We start from the raw sequence: 15,938 nt of genomic DNA, 5'->3' as shown, positions 1-15,938 counted from the left end.
GCCGGAATGGGCGTCGAGACGATCGCGGCCGAGGCCAAGGCGGTGCTGGCGGCCGTCGGCACGGTCGTCGTGGGCCGGGAGCGGTCGTTGCGGCTGGCGCTGGCGGCGATCCTCGCGGGCGGGCACGTGCTGCTGGAGGACGTGCCCGGCCTGGGCAAGACGCTGATGGCGCGGTCGCTGGCGCAGGCGTTGAAGCTGGACTTCAAGCGTCTCCAGTGCACGCCCGACCTGCTGCCCGCCGACGTCACCGGGTCGTTCCTCTACAACCCGGGCGACCGCGAGTTCACCTTCCGCGAGGGGCCGCTGTTCACCGGCCTGCTGCTCGCCGACGAGATCAACCGCACGCCCCCGAAGACGCAGTCCGCGCTGCTGGAGGCGATGCAGGAGCGGCAGGTCACGGTCGAGGGCCGCACGTTCGGGCTGCCCCGCCCGTTCCACGTCCTGGCGACCGCGAACCCGGTCGAGTACGAGGGCACCTACCCGCTGCCGGAGGCGCAGCTCGACCGGTTCCTGCTGCGGCTGGACATCGGCTACCCGCCGCCCGCCGAGGAGGTCGAGGTGCTGCGCCGCCGGCTCGTCCGGCAGCGCGAGGAGACCGAGGTCGAGCCGGTGCTGGACGCGGACCGGCTGCGCCGGCTCCAGCACGGCGTGGAGCAGGTGTCGGTGGACGACGACGTGCTGCGGTACTGCGTGGACCTGGCGGCCGCGACCCGGGCCCACGGCGCGGTCGAGGTCGGCGCGTCACCGCGCGGCGCGCAGGCGCTGGTGCTGGTGGGACGGGCCCTGGCGGTGCTGGACGGGCGGGACTTCGTGCTGCCCGAGGACATCAAGGAGTGCGCGGTGCCCGCGTTGGCGCACCGGCTCACGCTGCGCCCGGAGACGTGGACGTCCGGCGTCACCGGCGTGGAGGTCGTGACCGAGCTGCTGGGCCGGGTGGCCGGCCCCGCGAGCGCGCGCTCGTGAACCGGGCGGAACGGCTGCGCGCGGCGTTCACCGGCGGGCGCGGCGCGCACTGGCACCCCACAGACGCGCTGGTGCGCGGCCTCGTGCTGGGCGTCGGCATGGTGGTGCTCGGCGGCGTGCTGCACGAGGTGGAGCTGGTCCTGTTCGGCGCGCCGCTGCTGCTCTCGACGTTGTTGGCCCTGGTCACGCCGGTCGTCGGCACGCCGGAGGTGCGGGTGCGCGGGCTGCCGCGCACGGGCGAGGTCGGTGCGGCCAAGTCGGTGGTGGAGGTCGACCCGGGGCTGGGCGCGGAGGTGCTGGCGATCCGGCTGCCGGGCGTCGGCGAGGGCATCGGGTCGGTGCACCTGCTGTCGGGGCAGGCGCGGGAGATCGAGGTCGTGCTGCGGCGTGACGCGTGGGGCGAGGGCGTGGACCTGCGGCCGGACCACCTGGTGGCGGGGCCGGACGCGTTGTTCGTGCACGGTCCGGTGACGGCCGCCGAGCGCGGCCGGGTGATCCTGCCGCCGGTCGAGGCGCTGCCCGCCGGGTTGCTGCCCGCGCGGGCCGTCGGCCTGGTCGGCGCGCACCGGGCGCGGCGGCCGGGCGACTCGGTGGAGCTGCGCGACATCCGGGCGTTCCAGCCGGGCGACCGGCTGCGGCGGATCGACTGGCGGGTGTCGCTGCGGGCGAGCGCCGGCGCCGCGGAGGGCACGAACCTGCACGTCCGCGAGCACCACGCGGAGGCGGACGCGGACGTCGTGCTGGCGCTGGACACGCGGCTGGACGTGGGCGCGGAGCTGGGTGACTGGTCGGTGCCCGCGAAGGTGGCGTCGGGCCGGTCGCCGGGCCGGTCGCTCGGCGAGTGGTCGTTGGCGTCGCGGGGGACGACCGTGCGGCCCGCCGGCAGCCTGGACCTGGCGGTGCGGGCGGCGGCGTCGTTGGCGGCCGGGTACCTGCGGCAGGGCGACCGGGTGGGGCTGGTGGACCTGGGTCGGCCGCAGCTCGGCGCGCGGCCCGGCGCGGGACGGCGGCAGCTGCTGCGGTTGCGCAACCAGCTCGTGGTGTGCGCGCGGTCGGCCGGGTGGGCACAGCGGCCCGTGCTGCGGCCGGAGCAGGTGCCGCACGGCGCGCTGGTGGTGGTGCTGTCGCCGTTCCTGGACGCCGAGGTGGTGGAGCTGGCCGTGCACGCCGCGCGGCGGGGGAACCTGGTGCTGGCGGTGGACGTGCTGCCGTCGCCGTTGCGGGCCGATCCCGCGACGCCGTGGGGGGAGAGCGCGTTGCAGGTGATCCGGCTGGAGCACGACGTGCGGCTGGAGGCGATGCGGCAGCACGGCGTCGCCGTCGTGCCGTGGGGCGCGCCGATCGGGGGCGTCCTCCGCGCCGCCCGCACGGCCCGCCGGGTGACGCGATGACGCGAACGTTGAATTCACGGGTCCTGAGCGTTCGACTCTCGGGCGCTGAGTGTTCGACTCTCGCGCGAGTCGAACACTCGGGTCTCGAGAGTCGAACGCTCAGGTACCCCGAGTTCAACGTTCAGGACGGGGGTGGCGGTGCGGGTTGAGCTGGGGGCAGGGTGGCCGGGGTGGGTGTTGCGGGCGGCGATCGGGGTCGTGGCGGCCGCGGTGGCCGGGGTGCTCGCGCTCAACGGGGTCGAGTGGCCCGCGCTCGCGCTGTACGGGGGTCTGGTCGTCGCGGCGGCGGCGATCCCGGCGTCCGCCGCGGTCGCGCTGATCATCGGGTACCCGGCGGCGGCGATGGTGTTCACCGGGGACGAGCCGGCGTGGCCGAGCGTCTTCGCGCTGATCGTCCTGCTGCACCTTCTGCACGTTCTGTCCGCTTATGCCGCGATCATCCCGGCCGGGTCACGCGTTCACCTGGATGCACTAAAGGCACCGGCGAAGAGGTTCGCCGCGGTGCAACTCTGCGTGCTCGCCCTCGCCGGTATCGTCACCCTCCTGCCTGGCGGCCGAACGGACGAAGCGGTCGAGGTGGTCGGGCTCGCGTGCGTCGTCGGGCTCGTGGTCGGAGTGGTCCTGCTGCTGCGCCGGAAGGGCTGAGGAAACGGGCCCGGACGCTCAGCGCGAGCTGACCGTCTGGATCGTTCCTCTCAGCACGTTCACCGGCTCGCGCTGGTCAGCGGCGGAGTGTCCGCAATCACCCGGCGACTGTGGTCACAACGGGCCCGCTCGATGCGCCGGAAAGCCCCACCCGGTGCGACCATGTGTGTATGGCTGCTGTGAAGTCGCAACCCACACGGATCGTGATTGTCGGCGGTGGGTACGTCGGCATGTACACCGCGCTGGGATTGCAGAAGAAGCTGCGTTCCGGCGAGGCGTCCGTCACGGTGATCGACCCCCAGCCGCACATGACCTACCAGCCGTTCCTCCCCGAGGCGGCGGCCGGATCCATCGAACCCCGGCACGTCGTGGTGCCCCTGCGCAAGGTCCTCAAGCGCTGCCACGTCGTCACCGGCCGCGCCACCCGCATCGAGCACGAGCGCAAGGCCGTCACGGTCGAGCTCGCCGACGGCCACGTCGAGGAGTTCGAGTACGACGTGCTCGTCTCGGCGCTCGGCGCCATCTCGCGCACGCTGCCCATCCCGGGCCTGCCCGAGGTCGGCATCGGCATGAAGACCATCGGCGAGGCCATCTACCTGCGCAACCACGTGCTGTCGCGGCTCGACCAGGCCGCCAGCACGAACGACCCGGAGCTGCGCAAGCGCTTGCTGAGCTTCGTGGTCATCGGCGGCGGCTTCGCGGGCATCGAGACGCTGGCGGAGCTCGAGGACATGACCCGCTACGCGCTGCGCTACTACGAGGGCCTCAAGCAGTCCGACGTGCACTGGGTGCTGGTCGAGGCGACCGGCCGGATCATGCCCGAGGTGAGCGCGCGGCTCGGCGTCTACACCGTCGAGCAGCTCGAGAAGCGCGGCATCAAGTGCTACCTCGACACGCGCGTCAAGAGCATGGAGGGCGGCCACGTCGTCCTGGACGACGGCACCGAGTTCGACTCGGACACCATCATCTGGACCGCGGGCATGAAGGCCAACCCGATGCTGCGCAACACCGACCTGCCGCTCGACGAGCGCGGCCGGGTCCGCTGCACGGCGGCGATGCAGGTCGTGGGCCTGCCAGGGGTCTGGGCCGCGGGCGACTGCTCGGCCGTGCCGGACCTGTCGCGCACCGAGGAGGACCCGACGGCGACCTGCGTGCCCAACGCGCAGCACGCCATCCGGCAGTCGAAGCTGCTGGCCAAGAACATCGTGGCCACCCTGCGCGGCAAGCAGCCGAAGGACTACTTCCACAAGTACCTGGGCTCGGTCGCGGGCCTGGGCCTGTACAAGGGCGTGGCCGACGTGTTCGGCCTGCGGTTCAAGGGCGTCGTCGCCTGGTTCATGCACCGCAGCTACCACGTCATGTTCATGCCCACGGTCAACCGCAAGTTCCGGGTGTTCGTGGACTGGACGCAGGCGCTGTTCTCGGGCCGCGAGGTCGTCGCCCTCGGCCAGATCCACGAGCCGAAGGCCGAGTTCGACCGGGCCACCAAGAGCTGATCGCGAACGGCCCCGCGCACGCTGCGCCGTTCGGGTGCGGTAGGCGTGGGGCCGTCCGGCCGAGCCTTCGACCTTGAGCCCCCATACGGGCTAACGCAGGGCCAGTCGCCTTGACATTGCGTAACGTGAACCCGAGAATACAGCTGGTGCATCGCCTGAATGTGTGATGTATCAGTGGGGAGAGAGGTGACCGCGATGTCTCTCGAGGAGCTGGCCGCACAGCTTCGCCGCGGTGAGATCGAGGATCGTGCGCTGGCGGAGTACTCCGCGGAGTACGCCACCGCCGAAAAGCGTTTTTGCAGCAAGAAAGACGACTGAGCCATGACCGTCTCCGGGTGGGGGAACGAGACCGTTCCCCCACCCGAGGCCGCCAGACCGGCGAAACCGCCCCCGCTGTTGCTGCAAGGCCAGGACTACCTCTTCCGGTCGCAGCCCAAGTGCCTGGACTTCCAGGAGCAGGTGCACCGCCTCGGCATGGTCGACGAGGGTGACGGCAGCCCCGTGCCCTGCGTGCTCGTCCTCGCCCGCGCCGCCGACATGGAGATGAACGAGCTCTCCATCGCGCTCGCCGAGCGCGGCATCCGGATGGCCCGCATCGACGCCGACCGCTCCGCGGACCTGCCGCTGACCGTCTACACCGACCAGCCGCTGCTGGAGCTCGACCGCTGGCTGCTGCGCCCCCTGCTGGTGTGGCGCAGGCACTTCGAGCTGACCGCCCTGCCCCACGAGCCCGGCACGCTGGCCGGCGCGTACGCGGTGGACCAGTGGGGCGCCGTCGCCGAGTGGCTGTCCAGCCGCGCCGACTGGGCGCACGTGAACCCCAGCCGCAACACCTCGCACCTCAACCGGCTCACCCAGCTCGCCGACGCCTCCGCGTTCGGCCTGCGCGTGCCGCGCACCACCGTCACCACCCGGCCCGGCCGCACCCGCCCCGGCGGCGGGCGGTGCATCGTCAAGACCTCCGGCCGCCACCTGCTCGAACCGCGCCCCGGCATGCAGCACGGCCTGTTCCCGCGCCCGCTGGAGACCAGCCGGTCCGGTGACGTGCCCGAGTCCGCGCCGGTGATCGTGCAGGAGTACGTGCCCTCCGACACCGAGCTGCGCGTGTTCGTGGTGGGCGAGCGGTGCCTGGCGTTCCAGGTCGACAAGCTCGACCCGGCGCAGCTGTGGGTCGACCCCGAGGCGGTCCGCGTCACGCCGGTGGACGTGCCGGCCTCGCTGACCGACCGGCTGCTCGCGCTGGCCCGGCACTGGCGGCTCCAGGTCGCCGCGTTCGACCTGCTCGTCTCCGGCGGCGACCACGTGTTCCTGGAGGTCAACGTCAACTGCGACTGGCGGTGGTTCGAGCACCGGGCGCAGGACTCTCGGGTGTCCGACGCCGTGCACGAGTGGGTGGCGGCGCGCTTCAAGGAGCTGCTGGGTGCGGGCAAAGGTCGCTGAGCACGCGACGCTGTTCTACGCCGACGGGGCCGTGGTGTGGGACGACTACCTCCACCACCGCCAGTTCGCGATCAGCGAGACCGCCGAGCTGCTGTGCCGCAAGTTCACCGAGTTCACCGACGTCGACGAGCTGCTCGCCCCGCTGGCCGAGGACGACCGGGCGGCGCTGCGCAAGGTGCTGGACGAGCTGGTCGAAGCCGGTGTGCTGATCGTCGAGGGCTCGCCCGCGCACGAGGAGGAACGGCGGCTGCTCGCCGCCTGGGGCACGTGGGGCACGTCGGCGCGGCACTTCCACTTCGCCAGCCGCACGCTCGCGGACGCGCCGTACCAGGGCTCGGAGGAGCACGACGCGCTGCTGGACGCCAAGCTGACCGCCGAGCCGCCGCCCGCGCCGTTCCGCAGCCTGGGCCGCACGGCCGTGCTGCTGCCCCGCCTGGACGGCACGGCGAAGTGGGCGGGGGCCGGTCTGCTGGACGTGCTGCTGTCCCGCCGCACGACACGCGAGTTCGGGTCCGGGCCGCTGCCGCTGACGAAGGTCGCCGAGCTGCTGGCCGTGCTGGGCGGCCCGTCGCCGGTGCGGTCGCGGATCGGGCGGTCCGGCACGGTGTTCAAGACCAGCCCGTCCGGCGGCGGGCGGCACCCGGTCGAGCTGTACGCGCACGTGCGCGCGGTCGAGGCGCTGGAGCCGGGCTGGTACCACTACGACGGGCTCGCGCACGCGCTGGAGCCCATCGGGGTGACGTGGGGGCCGGACGAGATGACCGCGGCGGCGGGCGACCAGGACTGGGTGGGGCGGGCGCCGTTGGTCCTCGCGTACACCGGCGTCCTCGAACGGACGAGATGGCGTTACGACACGTCACGTGCTTACCGTGTTGTGCAAATGGACGTAGGCCATCTGTCCCAAACGGCTTATCTGGTTGCTACGGCAATGGGTTTTGGTATCGGCTTCACCGCAGCATTGCGGGATGAGCTCGTCGAACAAGCACTCGGCTGTGACGCTTATCACGAAGTCGTACTCGGTCTGAGCGCCTTGGGTCCATTACCCGAATGAGCGCAATAGCGGATCTCATTGAGCCGTGCGGGGGACTTCTTGTGAACCGGCCCCACGAACGCTCGGTAACCGCTTAGGCTCCCCGCTGCCCCCGTAGCCCAACCGGTAGAGGCAGGCTCCTTAAAAGAGTCACAGTACGGGTTCGAATCCCGTCGGGGGCACGTTCGGCGCCGGATTGACTTCACCCATCTGCCGGGTGAACGCTGAGCGGTGCGTCGTGGCCGGTCACCGTCACGTCACCCGGTCGGACCTGCGTCCGACCGGATGACCCGTCGACGTTCAGCGCGTGCGCACCCATTCCGTGACGACCTCGCCCAGCACGGCCAGCGGCAGCGGTCCGCCGCCCAGCAGCACGTCGTGGAAGTCGCGGATGTCGAACCGCTCGCCCAACGCCTCCTCGGCCGCCGCGCGCAGCCGCAGGATCTCCAGCCGACCCACCATGTAGGCCAGCGCCTGGCCCGGTGCGGCGATGTACCGGTCGACCTCGTTCTCGATCTCGACCAGCGCCAGCGGCGTGTTCTCCAGCATGTACTCGACCGCGCGCTCCCGGCTCCACCCGTGCGCGTGCAGACCGGTGTCCACGACGAGCCGGCCGGCGCGCATGGAGTCCATCGCCAGCATGCCGAGCCGCGCCACGTCGTCGGAGTACAGACCCATCTCGTCGGCCAGCCGCTCGGTGTAAAGGCCCCAGCCCTCCAGGTACGCGGTCACGGAGGCGACCCGGCGCAGCATCGGCAGCTCGGTGAGCTGCTGCGCCAGCGTGATCTGGAAGTGGTGCCCCGGCACGGCCTCGTGGAACGCGATCGCCTCGGCCTGGTAGCGGAACCGCTCCTGCACCCGGTAGGTGTTGGCGTAGTACGTGCCCGCCCGCAGCCCGTCCGGCGTGGGCGGCGAGTAGTAGGCGATGGGCGCGCCTGGCGCGTCGGCCGCGGGCACCGGCTCGACCTGGCAGCGCTGCTCGGGCACCCGCCCGAACCAGCGCGGCGCGGCCTGCTCCGCGCGGGCCACGGCCTCGCGCGCGGCCGTGATCAGCTCGTCCTCGGTGTTCCAGCGCAGGTCCGGGTCGGTGCGCATCCGCTCCAGCACCTCGGCCACGTCGGACGTGCCGAACACCCGCTGCCCCAGCTCGGCGTACTCGTGCGCCAGGCTCGCCATCACGTCCAGGCCGGTCTGGTGCAGCTCCTTGGGCGTGCGGTTGGTCGTCGTCTGGGCGCGCGCGAGCGCCGCGTACATCGCCTCGCCGCCCGGCAGCCAACCCAGGCCCACCTGGTCCGACGGGCGGCCCTGGATGCCCGCGATGACGTCCCGGTAGGTCGCGAACGCGGGCCGCACCACCTCGGCCAGCAGGCGCTGCCGCTCGGCGTCGAACGCCTCGCTGCCCGCCGGCCGCGCCAGCGGGTCCTCCTCGGCGGCCAGGTAGCGGTCCAGGTGCGCCACGGCGGCGTCCACGAGGTGCTGCACCGGCGTGCGGCCCGCCGCCGCGCCCGCGAGCTGCCGGTCGGCGATGCGGCGCAGGAAGTCCGGGACGCCGGCCAGCCGGTCCAGGTAGGCCCGCTCGGACTCCGGCCCGGACAGCACCGTCGTCGGCATGATCGTCAGCACCTCGCCCGCCGGGGCGAAGAACGAGTCGGTGATCGTGTACTCGACGCCGAGCGCGTCGATCTGGTCCACGATCGCCTCGGCCTGCTGCACGACCACCGCGCGCGTCACCGGGTCGTCGTCCGCCGGCAGGGCCCGCGCCCGGTCGGCGATGTCGACCGCCCGCGCCCGTGCCGCCCGCTCGGTCTCGGCCCGGTGGTCGGCCAGCAGGTGGTCGTACCCCGGCACGCCGTAGACGGTCGCCCCCAACGGCGACAGCGTGAACATCAGGTCGAGCAGTTCGTCGGCCAACTCCGCGGTCGTGCCCATGCGCACCCCCTGGTCATCGTGGAAACCAAGATGGTACTTAGCCTAAGAAACGATTTACACCCGGTCCAAATAGGCGAGCACGGCGAGCACCCGCCGGTTGTCGTCCTCGGACAACGGCAGGTCCAACTTGCCGAAGATGTTGGCGATGTGTTTGCCGACCGCTTTCTCGGTGACGAACAGCCGCCCGGCGATCGCCCCGTTGGAACGGCCCTCGGCCATCAGCGACAGCACTTCCCGCTCGCGCGGCGTCAGCGTGGTCAGCGGTTGGTCGCGCGCGCCGCGGGCGAGCAGTTGGTTGATGACCTCGGGGTCCATCGCGGTGCCGCCCGCGGCGACCCGGCGAATGGCGTCCACGAACTGCTTGACGTCCGACACCCGGTCCTTGAGCAGGTACCCGACCGCGCCGCCCCGGTCGGACAGCAGTTCCCGCGCGTACAGCTGCTCCACGTACTGCGAGAGCACCAGCACGGGCAGCCCCGGCACCCGCTTGCGGGCCTCGATCGCCGCCCGCAGCCCCTCGTCGGTGAACGTCGGCGGCAGGCGCACGTCGACCACCGCCACGTCCGGGCGGTGGTCGACCAGGGCCTTGAGCAGGGCGGGACCGGAGTCGACCGCCTCCACCACGTCGAAGTCGTAGGCTTCCAGGAGCCGGATCAGGCCGTCCCTGAGGAGGACGAGGTCTTCACCGAGGACAACTCGCACGGCAGCTCCATGGTCACGATGGTCGGCCCGCCCACCGGGCTCGCGATGCCGAGTGTGCCGTCGAACGCGGCCAGCCGGCGCTCGATCCCGCGCAACCCGCCACCCTCCGTCGCCTCCGCGCCGCCCCGCCCGTTGTCGCCGATCATCAGCGCCAGCCTGCCGTCCTCGTGCCGCACGCGCACCCACGCGCTCGTCGCGCCGCTGTGCTTGGCCACGTTCGTCAACGTCTCGGCCACCGCGAAGTAGGCGGCCGACTCGACCGGCGCCTCCGGCCGACCGGCCAGCTCCAGGTCCACCTCCACCGGCAGCGGGTGCGCCAGCGCCAACGCGCGCAGCGCGCCGTCCAGCCCGCGGTCGGCCAGCACCGGCGGGTGGATGCCCCGCACGAGCTGCCGCAGCTCGGCCAGCGCCTGGGTGGACGACTGGCGCGCCTCGGCCAGCAGCTCCTGCGCCGCCCGCGGGTCGCGGGCCAGCAGCTCCTCGGCCATGCCCAGGCTCAACCCGAGCGCGACCAGCCTGGCCTGCGCGCCGTCGTGCAGGTCGCGTTCGATCCGGCGCAGCTCGGCGGCCTGCGCGCCGACCGTGTCGGCCCGCGAGTCGGCCAGCACGCGCACCCGGTCGGTCAGGGCGGTGGTCGCGCTGGGCGCGAGCAGCCGGCGGGCGACGCCGGCGTGCAGCCGGGCGGCGCGCGGCGTGACCCACCAGGCCAGCACCAGGAACGCGATGCCCAGCAGCGGCGCGAGCACGAAGTTGCCCGGGGTGTCCCGGCCGATCGCGACGTACTCGACGTCACCGTGGTCGAGCCAGATCAGCGGCACCACGAACCCGACCACGCCGTTGATCCAGAACGCGACCGGCAGCACGCCGCACAGCACGCCGGTGATCGCGTTGACCGGCAGGAACGCCAGGTCGCGCCACGTCGCCGGGTCGGTGGCGATGGTGCGGACCCGGGTCATCGGGCCCCGGTTGGCGGGCAGCCGGTACGGCGCGGGGATCTCCACGTCCAGCACCCGCCCCGCCCACCAGCGGAAGAAGCCGGTGTAGCGGCGGGCCAGCGCGGTGACCAGCAGCAGCAACGGCACCCCGACCGTCACCAGGATCAACGGGTAGGCGTACAGCTGGAGCGGGATCAGCAGCAGCCCCGCGACGCACAGCGGTGTCCGAGCCAGGCCCAGCGCGGCCTGCGTGAGCCGGGCGCGCGCGGCCCGTACCAGGTCGTGGTCGGTCATGGCGCCGATTCTTCCGGCAGGCCGCAGGCAAATCGGTGGGTTTAACCCCCCAATGCGCACTAGAGCACGATCACCGTGCCGTCCGGCACGACCTCCACACCCGCCTCGGTGATCTCCGCGCGCTCCGGTGACGCCGGGTCGAGCACCGGGTTGGTGTTGTTGAGGTGCGTGTAGACGCGCCGGGTCGACGGGTGCCCGCGCAGCTCCGGCAGGCTGTCCGCGATCGGCAGGTGGCCCATCGCGGCCTGCCCGCTCGGCCGGCCGGTGGCCGCGCCCATCTCGGCGGACGCGTGGAACGTGCCGTCCAGCAGCACCACGTCGGCCTCGGCCACCAGCGCGTCGAAGCCGTCGGGCCAGGACGCGAGGCACGGCGCGTACAGCAGCACGCCGCCGGTGGCCGGGTCGCGGAACCGGTAGGCCACCACCCACGGGCCGGGCGCGTCGGCGGCGTAGCGGGGCCGCTTGCCGCTGACCCCGAACGCGGTGACCTCCACCCCGCCGGCGAGCTCGAACGGCCGGCCGGGTTCGACCTGCCGCCACTGCCACTCGCCGTACGTCGCCAGCACGGCCCGGGTCGGCGCGAGGGCGTGCAGCACGGTCGCGGGCGCGTGGACGGTCAACCCCGGCGCGCCGCGCAGCACCGCCAGGCCCAGCGTGTGGTCCAGCTCGGCGTCGGTGCACAGCACCCCGCACACCGGCGTGTCCCGCGGGCCGGGGCCGGGCGCGAGGGCCGGCGTCGCGGCGAGCTGGGCGCCGACGTCGGGCGAGGCGTTGACCAGCCACCACCGCACCCCGTCCCCGCTGACCGCCACCGCGTCCTGCGTCCGCGCCGGCAGCCGTCCCGCCCGCACCGCCTCGCACGGCCCGCACGCGCAGTTCCACTGCGGCACGCCACCACCGGCCGCCGTGCCCAGCACGACCACCTTCACCGCACGACCGCGCGGTGCTCGACGTCGGTCGGGTCGCCCGCCAGGATCGCGTCGACCAGACCGCGGTGCGGCGACAGCGTGCACACCGGGTCGGTCGCCGCCGCGTCACCGGTCAGCTGGAACGCCTGGCAGCGGCACCCGCCGAAGTCCAGCTCCCGCCGCGCGCAGGACCGGCACGGCTCGCGCATCCAGTCGTAGCCCCGGAACGCGGTGAACGCGGGCGACGAGCGCCAGATGTCGCCCAACGGCCGGTCCCGCACGTTCTCCACGCCCAACCCGTCGATCACGCCCGCCGCCGGGCACGGCAGCACGTCCCCGTTCGGCGCCACGGTCAACTGCCGCGCGCCCCACCCGTGCATGCACGGCTTGGGGTGCGCCTCGTGGTAGTCGGCGATCACGTGCACGATCTCCATCCCGGAGCGGGACTGCGCGGCGGCCACCGCCTCGGCCGCCCGCGCCACCTGCTCCCGCGTCGGCAGCAGCGCGGCCCGGTTGCGCAGCGCCCACCCGTAGTACTGGGTGTTGGCCAGCTCCAACCGGTCCGCGCCCATCCGCTCGGCCAGCGCCACGAGTTCGTCGACGTGGTCGAGGTTGAGCCGGTGCAGCACCACGTTCACGGTCAGCGGCAGCCCCGCCTCCCGCACCACCTCGGCCGCGCGCAGCTTGGCCCCGAACGCCCTCACCCCGGCGATCCGGTTCGCCCCGGCCTCGTCGGAGTCCTGCACGGACAGCTGCACGTGGTCGACGCCGGCCAGCCGCTCGACCGTCAGCCCCAGCCCGCTGGTCACCAGGTTCACGTAGCAGCCGAGCCCGGCCGCGTGCCCGACCAGCTCCGGCAGGTCCTTGCGCGCCAGCGGTTCCCCGCCCGACAGGTGCACCTGGAGCACGCCCAGCGCCCGCGCCTGGTCGAACACCGAGCACCACGTCGCGGTGTCCAGCTCGTCGCCGCGCCCGACCAGGTCCACCGGGTTGGAGCAGTACCCGCAGCGCAACGGGCAGCGGTGGGTCAGCTCGGCGAGCAGCCCGAACGGCGCATCCACCCCCGGCTCCTCACCCATCGACGTCCACCACCCGCCGCGCCACCAGCCGCGTGACCAGCTCGGCCACGTCGTCCGCCCGCACCCCGTCGAACTCCTCGGCCAGCCGGCGCGCGATGCCCTCGACGGACGTGCGGCCGTCGCACAGCCCGACCACCGCCGCCGCGGTCTCGTTCAGCACCAGCACGCCTTCCGGGAACAGCACCACGTGGCTCTCCCGCGTCTCGTCGTACGCGGTCTTCACGCCCCGGCGCAGGCGCGGCACCGCCGTCAGCGCGGTCACGAGTAGTAGTCCACGGCGTCCAGCACCGCCCGCAGCACGTCGCACTTGAACGCCAGCGCGGCGACCGCCGCCTCCTGCTGCTCGCGCGTGCGGCAGTGGCGCACCACGATGTCCACAGTGGACTTCCCTTCGTCGGCGACCACCCGGAGCCGTTCGGTGAAGTAGGCGAAGCCCTCCTCGGCGATCCAGGGGTAGTGCTCGCGCATGTCCACCAGCCGGCGCGCCATCAGGCCGCGGGAGAACATCTCGGTCAGCCCGGACGCCACCGCCTCCACCCACGGCCGGGTGCGGGCGAACGTCACGTAGGCGTCCACGGCGAACCGGGTGCCGGGCAGCACGTGCCGCTCGTCCAGCACCTCCTCGCGGGTCAACCCGACGGCCTCGGCCAGGCGCAGCCAGTTCTCGGCACCGCCCTCGCCGGGCCCGCCGCCGTCGTGCCAGACGATCCGCTCCCGCCACACCCGGCGGACCTCCACGTCCGGGCAGTTGGCCAGGATCGCGGCGTCCTTGCGCGGTATCGCCTGCTGGTAGTACCAGCGGTTGGCGGCCCACAGCTGGAGCTCGTGCTTGCTCAACCGGCCCTCGTGCAGCCGGAGGTGGAACGGGTGGCGGTCCCAGTAGCGGGGCGCGAGGCCGCGCAGGCGCGCGGTGAACTCGGCGGGGGACAGCGTGGCGGAGCCGGGCGTCTCGGGCATGAGCACGGGGGAGGGCACCTCTCGGTACGCGGGCGCCGCGCCCCTCCGGCCACGGAAGGGCGCGGCGTGGGCTCAGCTGCGAGCGGCGTAAGCGGTGACTTCCATGGGGGTGTCGACGTCCCGGAAATCGGGCTTGACCCAGGGGCGCTTCTCGGGCTCGGTGGTCATGCGCAACTCCTCGGATGAGTGGTGCTTCTCCGTGGGGCGGCGGTAACCCACCGTAGAGCTTCCGGCGGCTACCGCGCTAGTTCCGTGCGGCGGGCATGCGTCTCAACTGTTCCAGCACCACCGGATCCTGCAACTGCATCCACTGGATCACCTCCGTATAGGTGGCGCACACCGTTTCGGGCTTGACGCACACCTCGCCGAGGAACCCCTCCACCGCGCTGCTGAAGGCGCCGCCCGCCCACTCGTTGAAGTGGTTGCCGATCACGACCGGCGCGCGGTTGCCGTTGAACGCCGCCTGGTACACCGACCGGTACGTGTCCAGCACGATCCGGGTGAAGTCGGCGGCCCGCTCCGGCTCCTCCTTCGCGCCGTTGAGCGCGTACCAGAGGTTGAAGTCCATCATCACGACCTGCTTGCCCAGCGCGGGCACGCGCACCTCCGGCATGGGGAACTCCCACACGCCCTCCTGCACGGACGGCCACACCACGCCCAGGCTCACGTGGCTGGTGTCGTAGGCCAGGCCGTGCCCCCGCATCGCCGGGAACGCCTGGCCCCAGTCGCCCTCCAGGCACGGCGTGCGTCCGCCGCGCACGGCCGCCGGGTCCAGCTTGAACCCCTGCTGCCTGGCCTTCTCCACGATGGCGAAGAACAGGTCCAGCTCCCGGTTCCACTGCTCGGTGTTCCAGGTGCCGACGTTCGGCTCGTCGCCGACGCAGAAGTGCCCGTTGTAGTGCGTGCCGATCTCGTGGCCCGCGTCGATGGCGGCGTTGAGGTAGCCGATCCGCAGCGCCACGTCCGCGCGGCTGCCGCCGAACCCGATCGAGGAGTAGCCGGCCCGGTGGCCGGGACCGGCGTAGGTGGACCCCTCGTCGTCCGGCACCAGGTACACGCCGGACAGCAGGCCGGTGACGTGCGCGTTCGCCTGCGCGGCGATCGGCATGACCCGGTCCCAGTGCGGCTTGGACGCGGCGCCGTCGAACGAGAACAGCACGAACTGGGGCGGCTTCTCGCCCGGCAGCATCCGCCGCATCCACGACGGCGGCGAGGCCGGGGCGGGCACGGTCGGCGCGGCGGCGGCGCTGGTGCTGCCGGTCGTGCGCGGCGCCATCGGCAGCGGCGCGGCCAGGTCGCCCACGTCGTGCCCCGGTTCGGGTTCGCGGGCGCCCAGCACGGCCAGCACCACGAGGGTGAGTGCCAGCGCGACGCCCGTGCTCAACCAGCCCCATCGCTTCACAACCACAAGACGACGGGGAGCAGCCGGAGGTTGCCTCTCCGTGACGCGACCGCCACCGGCCGCCGGTCAGGGCACGGGCGTGGCGACCACGACCTGGTTCTCCTCGTACCCGGTGTCGCCGCCGACCCACCGCCCGCCGCACGTCACCAGCACCAGCCGGTGTCCGCCGCGCGGCCCGAACAGCTCGACCGCCCGGGACGGCAGGTCGTCCTTGCGCACCGTCTCGACCTTGCTCACCTGGAACCGGAACGTGCGGCCCGCGGTGTCGACCACCGTCACGCCCTGCCCGACCGACGTGCGCCACAGCTCGTCGAACGGCCCGGTCAGGCCCTTCCAGTTGACGTGCCCGGCGAGCACCGTCGCGCCCTCGGCCGCGCCGAGGTCCACGCCCCACCACGTCGCCTCGCCCAGCGCCTCCGGGATCGGCAGCACGCCGGCCGCGGTGACCTCGGCGCGCACGAGCGTCGCCGACCCGCCGCCGGGCAGCCGCACCGTGCCCGGCTGCTGCTTGGGCGGGTCGGCGGGCGGCGGGGGAGCGGTGGTGGTCGTCGCGGGCGGCGGTGACGCGGGCGGGTTCGCGCCGACGGGCATGCCGGCCAGGTCCACGCCACGCCCGGAGCGCGCGCTGTCGCCCAACGGGTGCGGCACCACGGCGTCACCGGGCACCGGGCTGCCCGCCAGCACGACGTCGGGCGCCCGGGTGGACACCAGCGCGGCGGAGGCGATCAGGGCCGCCACCGCCGCGCCGGTCACCACGGCTCTCACGG

The 15,938-nt window shown here is 73.1% G+C and carries 17 protein-coding genes and 1 tRNA gene; 8 read left to right on the top strand and 10 right to left on the bottom strand.

Going from position 1 to position 15,938, the window contains the following annotated elements:
* Positions 1–6 precede the first annotated feature (6 nt).
* The 8 genes from ACIQMJ_RS01355 to ACIQMJ_RS01320 all read left to right on the top strand — a co-directional run bounded on the left by ACIQMJ_RS01355 (position 7) and on the right by ACIQMJ_RS01320 (position 7,147).
* Entirely contained in the window at positions 7–963 is a 957-nt protein-coding gene (locus ACIQMJ_RS01355; protein ID WP_499760225.1) for an AAA family ATPase, read from the top strand.
* Complete coding sequence (locus tag ACIQMJ_RS01350) at positions 960–2,354, top strand: DUF58 domain-containing protein (protein WP_499759036.1); 1,395 nt, start codon at positions 960–962, stop codon at positions 2,352–2,354. Before ACIQMJ_RS01355 ends, ACIQMJ_RS01350 begins: the two co-directional genes overlap by 4 nt.
* A gap of 198 nt (positions 2,355–2,552) precedes the next feature.
* Positions 2,553–2,999: a hypothetical protein gene (locus tag ACIQMJ_RS01345; protein ID WP_499759035.1), complete on the top strand. Its 447-nt coding sequence runs from the start codon at positions 2,553–2,555 to the stop codon at positions 2,997–2,999.
* 170 nt (positions 3,000–3,169) lie between these two features.
* Positions 3,170–4,495, top strand: a complete 1,326-nt coding sequence (locus ACIQMJ_RS01340; RefSeq protein ID WP_499759034.1) for an NAD(P)/FAD-dependent oxidoreductase — start codon at positions 3,170–3,172, stop codon at positions 4,493–4,495.
* A gap of 195 nt (positions 4,496–4,690) precedes the next feature.
* A complete protein-coding gene (locus ACIQMJ_RS01335) occupies positions 4,691–4,813 on the top strand; it encodes a hypothetical protein (protein ID WP_267935188.1) in 123 nt (40 codons plus the stop codon).
* A 3-nt stretch (positions 4,814–4,816) separates the two neighbouring features.
* Positions 4,817–5,935: an ATP-grasp domain-containing protein gene (locus tag ACIQMJ_RS01330; protein WP_499759033.1), complete on the top strand. Its 1,119-nt coding sequence runs from the start codon at positions 4,817–4,819 to the stop codon at positions 5,933–5,935.
* Positions 5,916–6,986 (top strand): SagB family peptide dehydrogenase, encoded by a 1,071-nt coding sequence (locus tag ACIQMJ_RS01325; protein WP_499759032.1) that lies wholly within the window; start codon positions 5,916–5,918, stop codon positions 6,984–6,986. The genes ACIQMJ_RS01330 and ACIQMJ_RS01325 overlap by 20 nt, the downstream gene beginning before the upstream one ends.
* 87 nt (positions 6,987–7,073) lie before the next feature.
* Positions 7,074–7,147 (top strand) — tRNA-Leu (locus tag ACIQMJ_RS01320).
* A 118-nt stretch (positions 7,148–7,265) separates the two neighbouring features.
* On the opposite strand, the gene ACIQMJ_RS01315 is transcribed toward ACIQMJ_RS01320, so the two are convergent.
* The 10 genes from ACIQMJ_RS01315 to ACIQMJ_RS01270 form a co-directional block, all read right to left on the bottom strand.
* Entirely contained in the window at positions 7,266–8,894 is a 1,629-nt protein-coding gene (locus ACIQMJ_RS01315) for a DUF885 domain-containing protein (protein WP_499759031.1), read from the bottom strand.
* Positions 8,895–8,948: 54 nt separating this feature from the next.
* Positions 8,949–9,596 carry a LuxR C-terminal-related transcriptional regulator gene (locus ACIQMJ_RS01310; RefSeq protein WP_141979189.1) on the bottom strand — a complete coding sequence of 216 codons (648 nt, stop codon included), beginning with the start codon at positions 9,594–9,596 and terminating at the stop codon, positions 8,949–8,951.
* Positions 9,548–10,825: a sensor histidine kinase gene (locus tag ACIQMJ_RS01305; protein WP_499759030.1), complete on the bottom strand. Its 1,278-nt coding sequence runs from the start codon at positions 10,823–10,825 to the stop codon at positions 9,548–9,550. Before ACIQMJ_RS01305 ends, ACIQMJ_RS01310 begins: the two co-directional genes overlap by 49 nt.
* Before the next feature lie 59 nt (positions 10,826–10,884).
* Complete coding sequence (gene pqqB / locus ACIQMJ_RS01300; RefSeq protein ID WP_499759029.1) at positions 10,885–11,754, bottom strand: pyrroloquinoline quinone biosynthesis protein PqqB; 870 nt, start codon at positions 11,752–11,754, stop codon at positions 10,885–10,887.
* Positions 11,751–12,812, bottom strand: coding sequence for a pyrroloquinoline quinone biosynthesis protein PqqE (gene pqqE, locus ACIQMJ_RS01295; RefSeq protein WP_499759028.1), 1,062 nt, complete (start codon positions 12,810–12,812; stop codon positions 11,751–11,753). The genes pqqB and pqqE overlap by 4 nt, the downstream gene beginning before the upstream one ends.
* Entirely contained in the window at positions 12,805–13,074 is a 270-nt protein-coding gene (gene pqqD / locus ACIQMJ_RS01290; protein ID WP_499759027.1) for a pyrroloquinoline quinone biosynthesis peptide chaperone PqqD, read from the bottom strand. Before pqqD ends, pqqE begins: the two co-directional genes overlap by 8 nt.
* Positions 13,071–13,769 (bottom strand): pyrroloquinoline-quinone synthase PqqC, encoded by a 699-nt coding sequence (gene pqqC, locus ACIQMJ_RS01285; protein WP_499760224.1) that lies wholly within the window; start codon positions 13,767–13,769, stop codon positions 13,071–13,073. The genes pqqD and pqqC overlap by 4 nt, the downstream gene beginning before the upstream one ends.
* 72 nt (positions 13,770–13,841) lie before the next feature.
* Positions 13,842–13,937, bottom strand: a complete 96-nt coding sequence (gene pqqA / locus ACIQMJ_RS01280) for a pyrroloquinoline quinone precursor peptide PqqA (protein WP_073895738.1) — start codon at positions 13,935–13,937, stop codon at positions 13,842–13,844.
* Positions 13,938–14,013: 76 nt separating this feature from the next.
* Complete coding sequence (locus ACIQMJ_RS01275; RefSeq protein ID WP_499759026.1) at positions 14,014–15,171, bottom strand: polysaccharide deacetylase family protein; 1,158 nt, start codon at positions 15,169–15,171, stop codon at positions 14,014–14,016.
* Between the two features lie 66 nt (positions 15,172–15,237).
* Positions 15,238–15,936, bottom strand: a complete 699-nt coding sequence (locus ACIQMJ_RS01270; RefSeq protein ID WP_499759025.1) for a class F sortase — start codon at positions 15,934–15,936, stop codon at positions 15,238–15,240.
* Positions 15,937–15,938: the final 2 nt, after the last annotated feature.

The organism is Actinosynnema sp. NPDC091369 (assembly GCF_044757065.1).
In the GTDB taxonomy this organism is placed as follows: domain Bacteria; phylum Actinomycetota; class Actinomycetes; order Mycobacteriales; family Pseudonocardiaceae; genus Actinosynnema.
The sequence above is the reverse complement of the archived record's forward strand: the minus strand, read 5'-3'. Positions and strand labels throughout refer to the sequence as shown.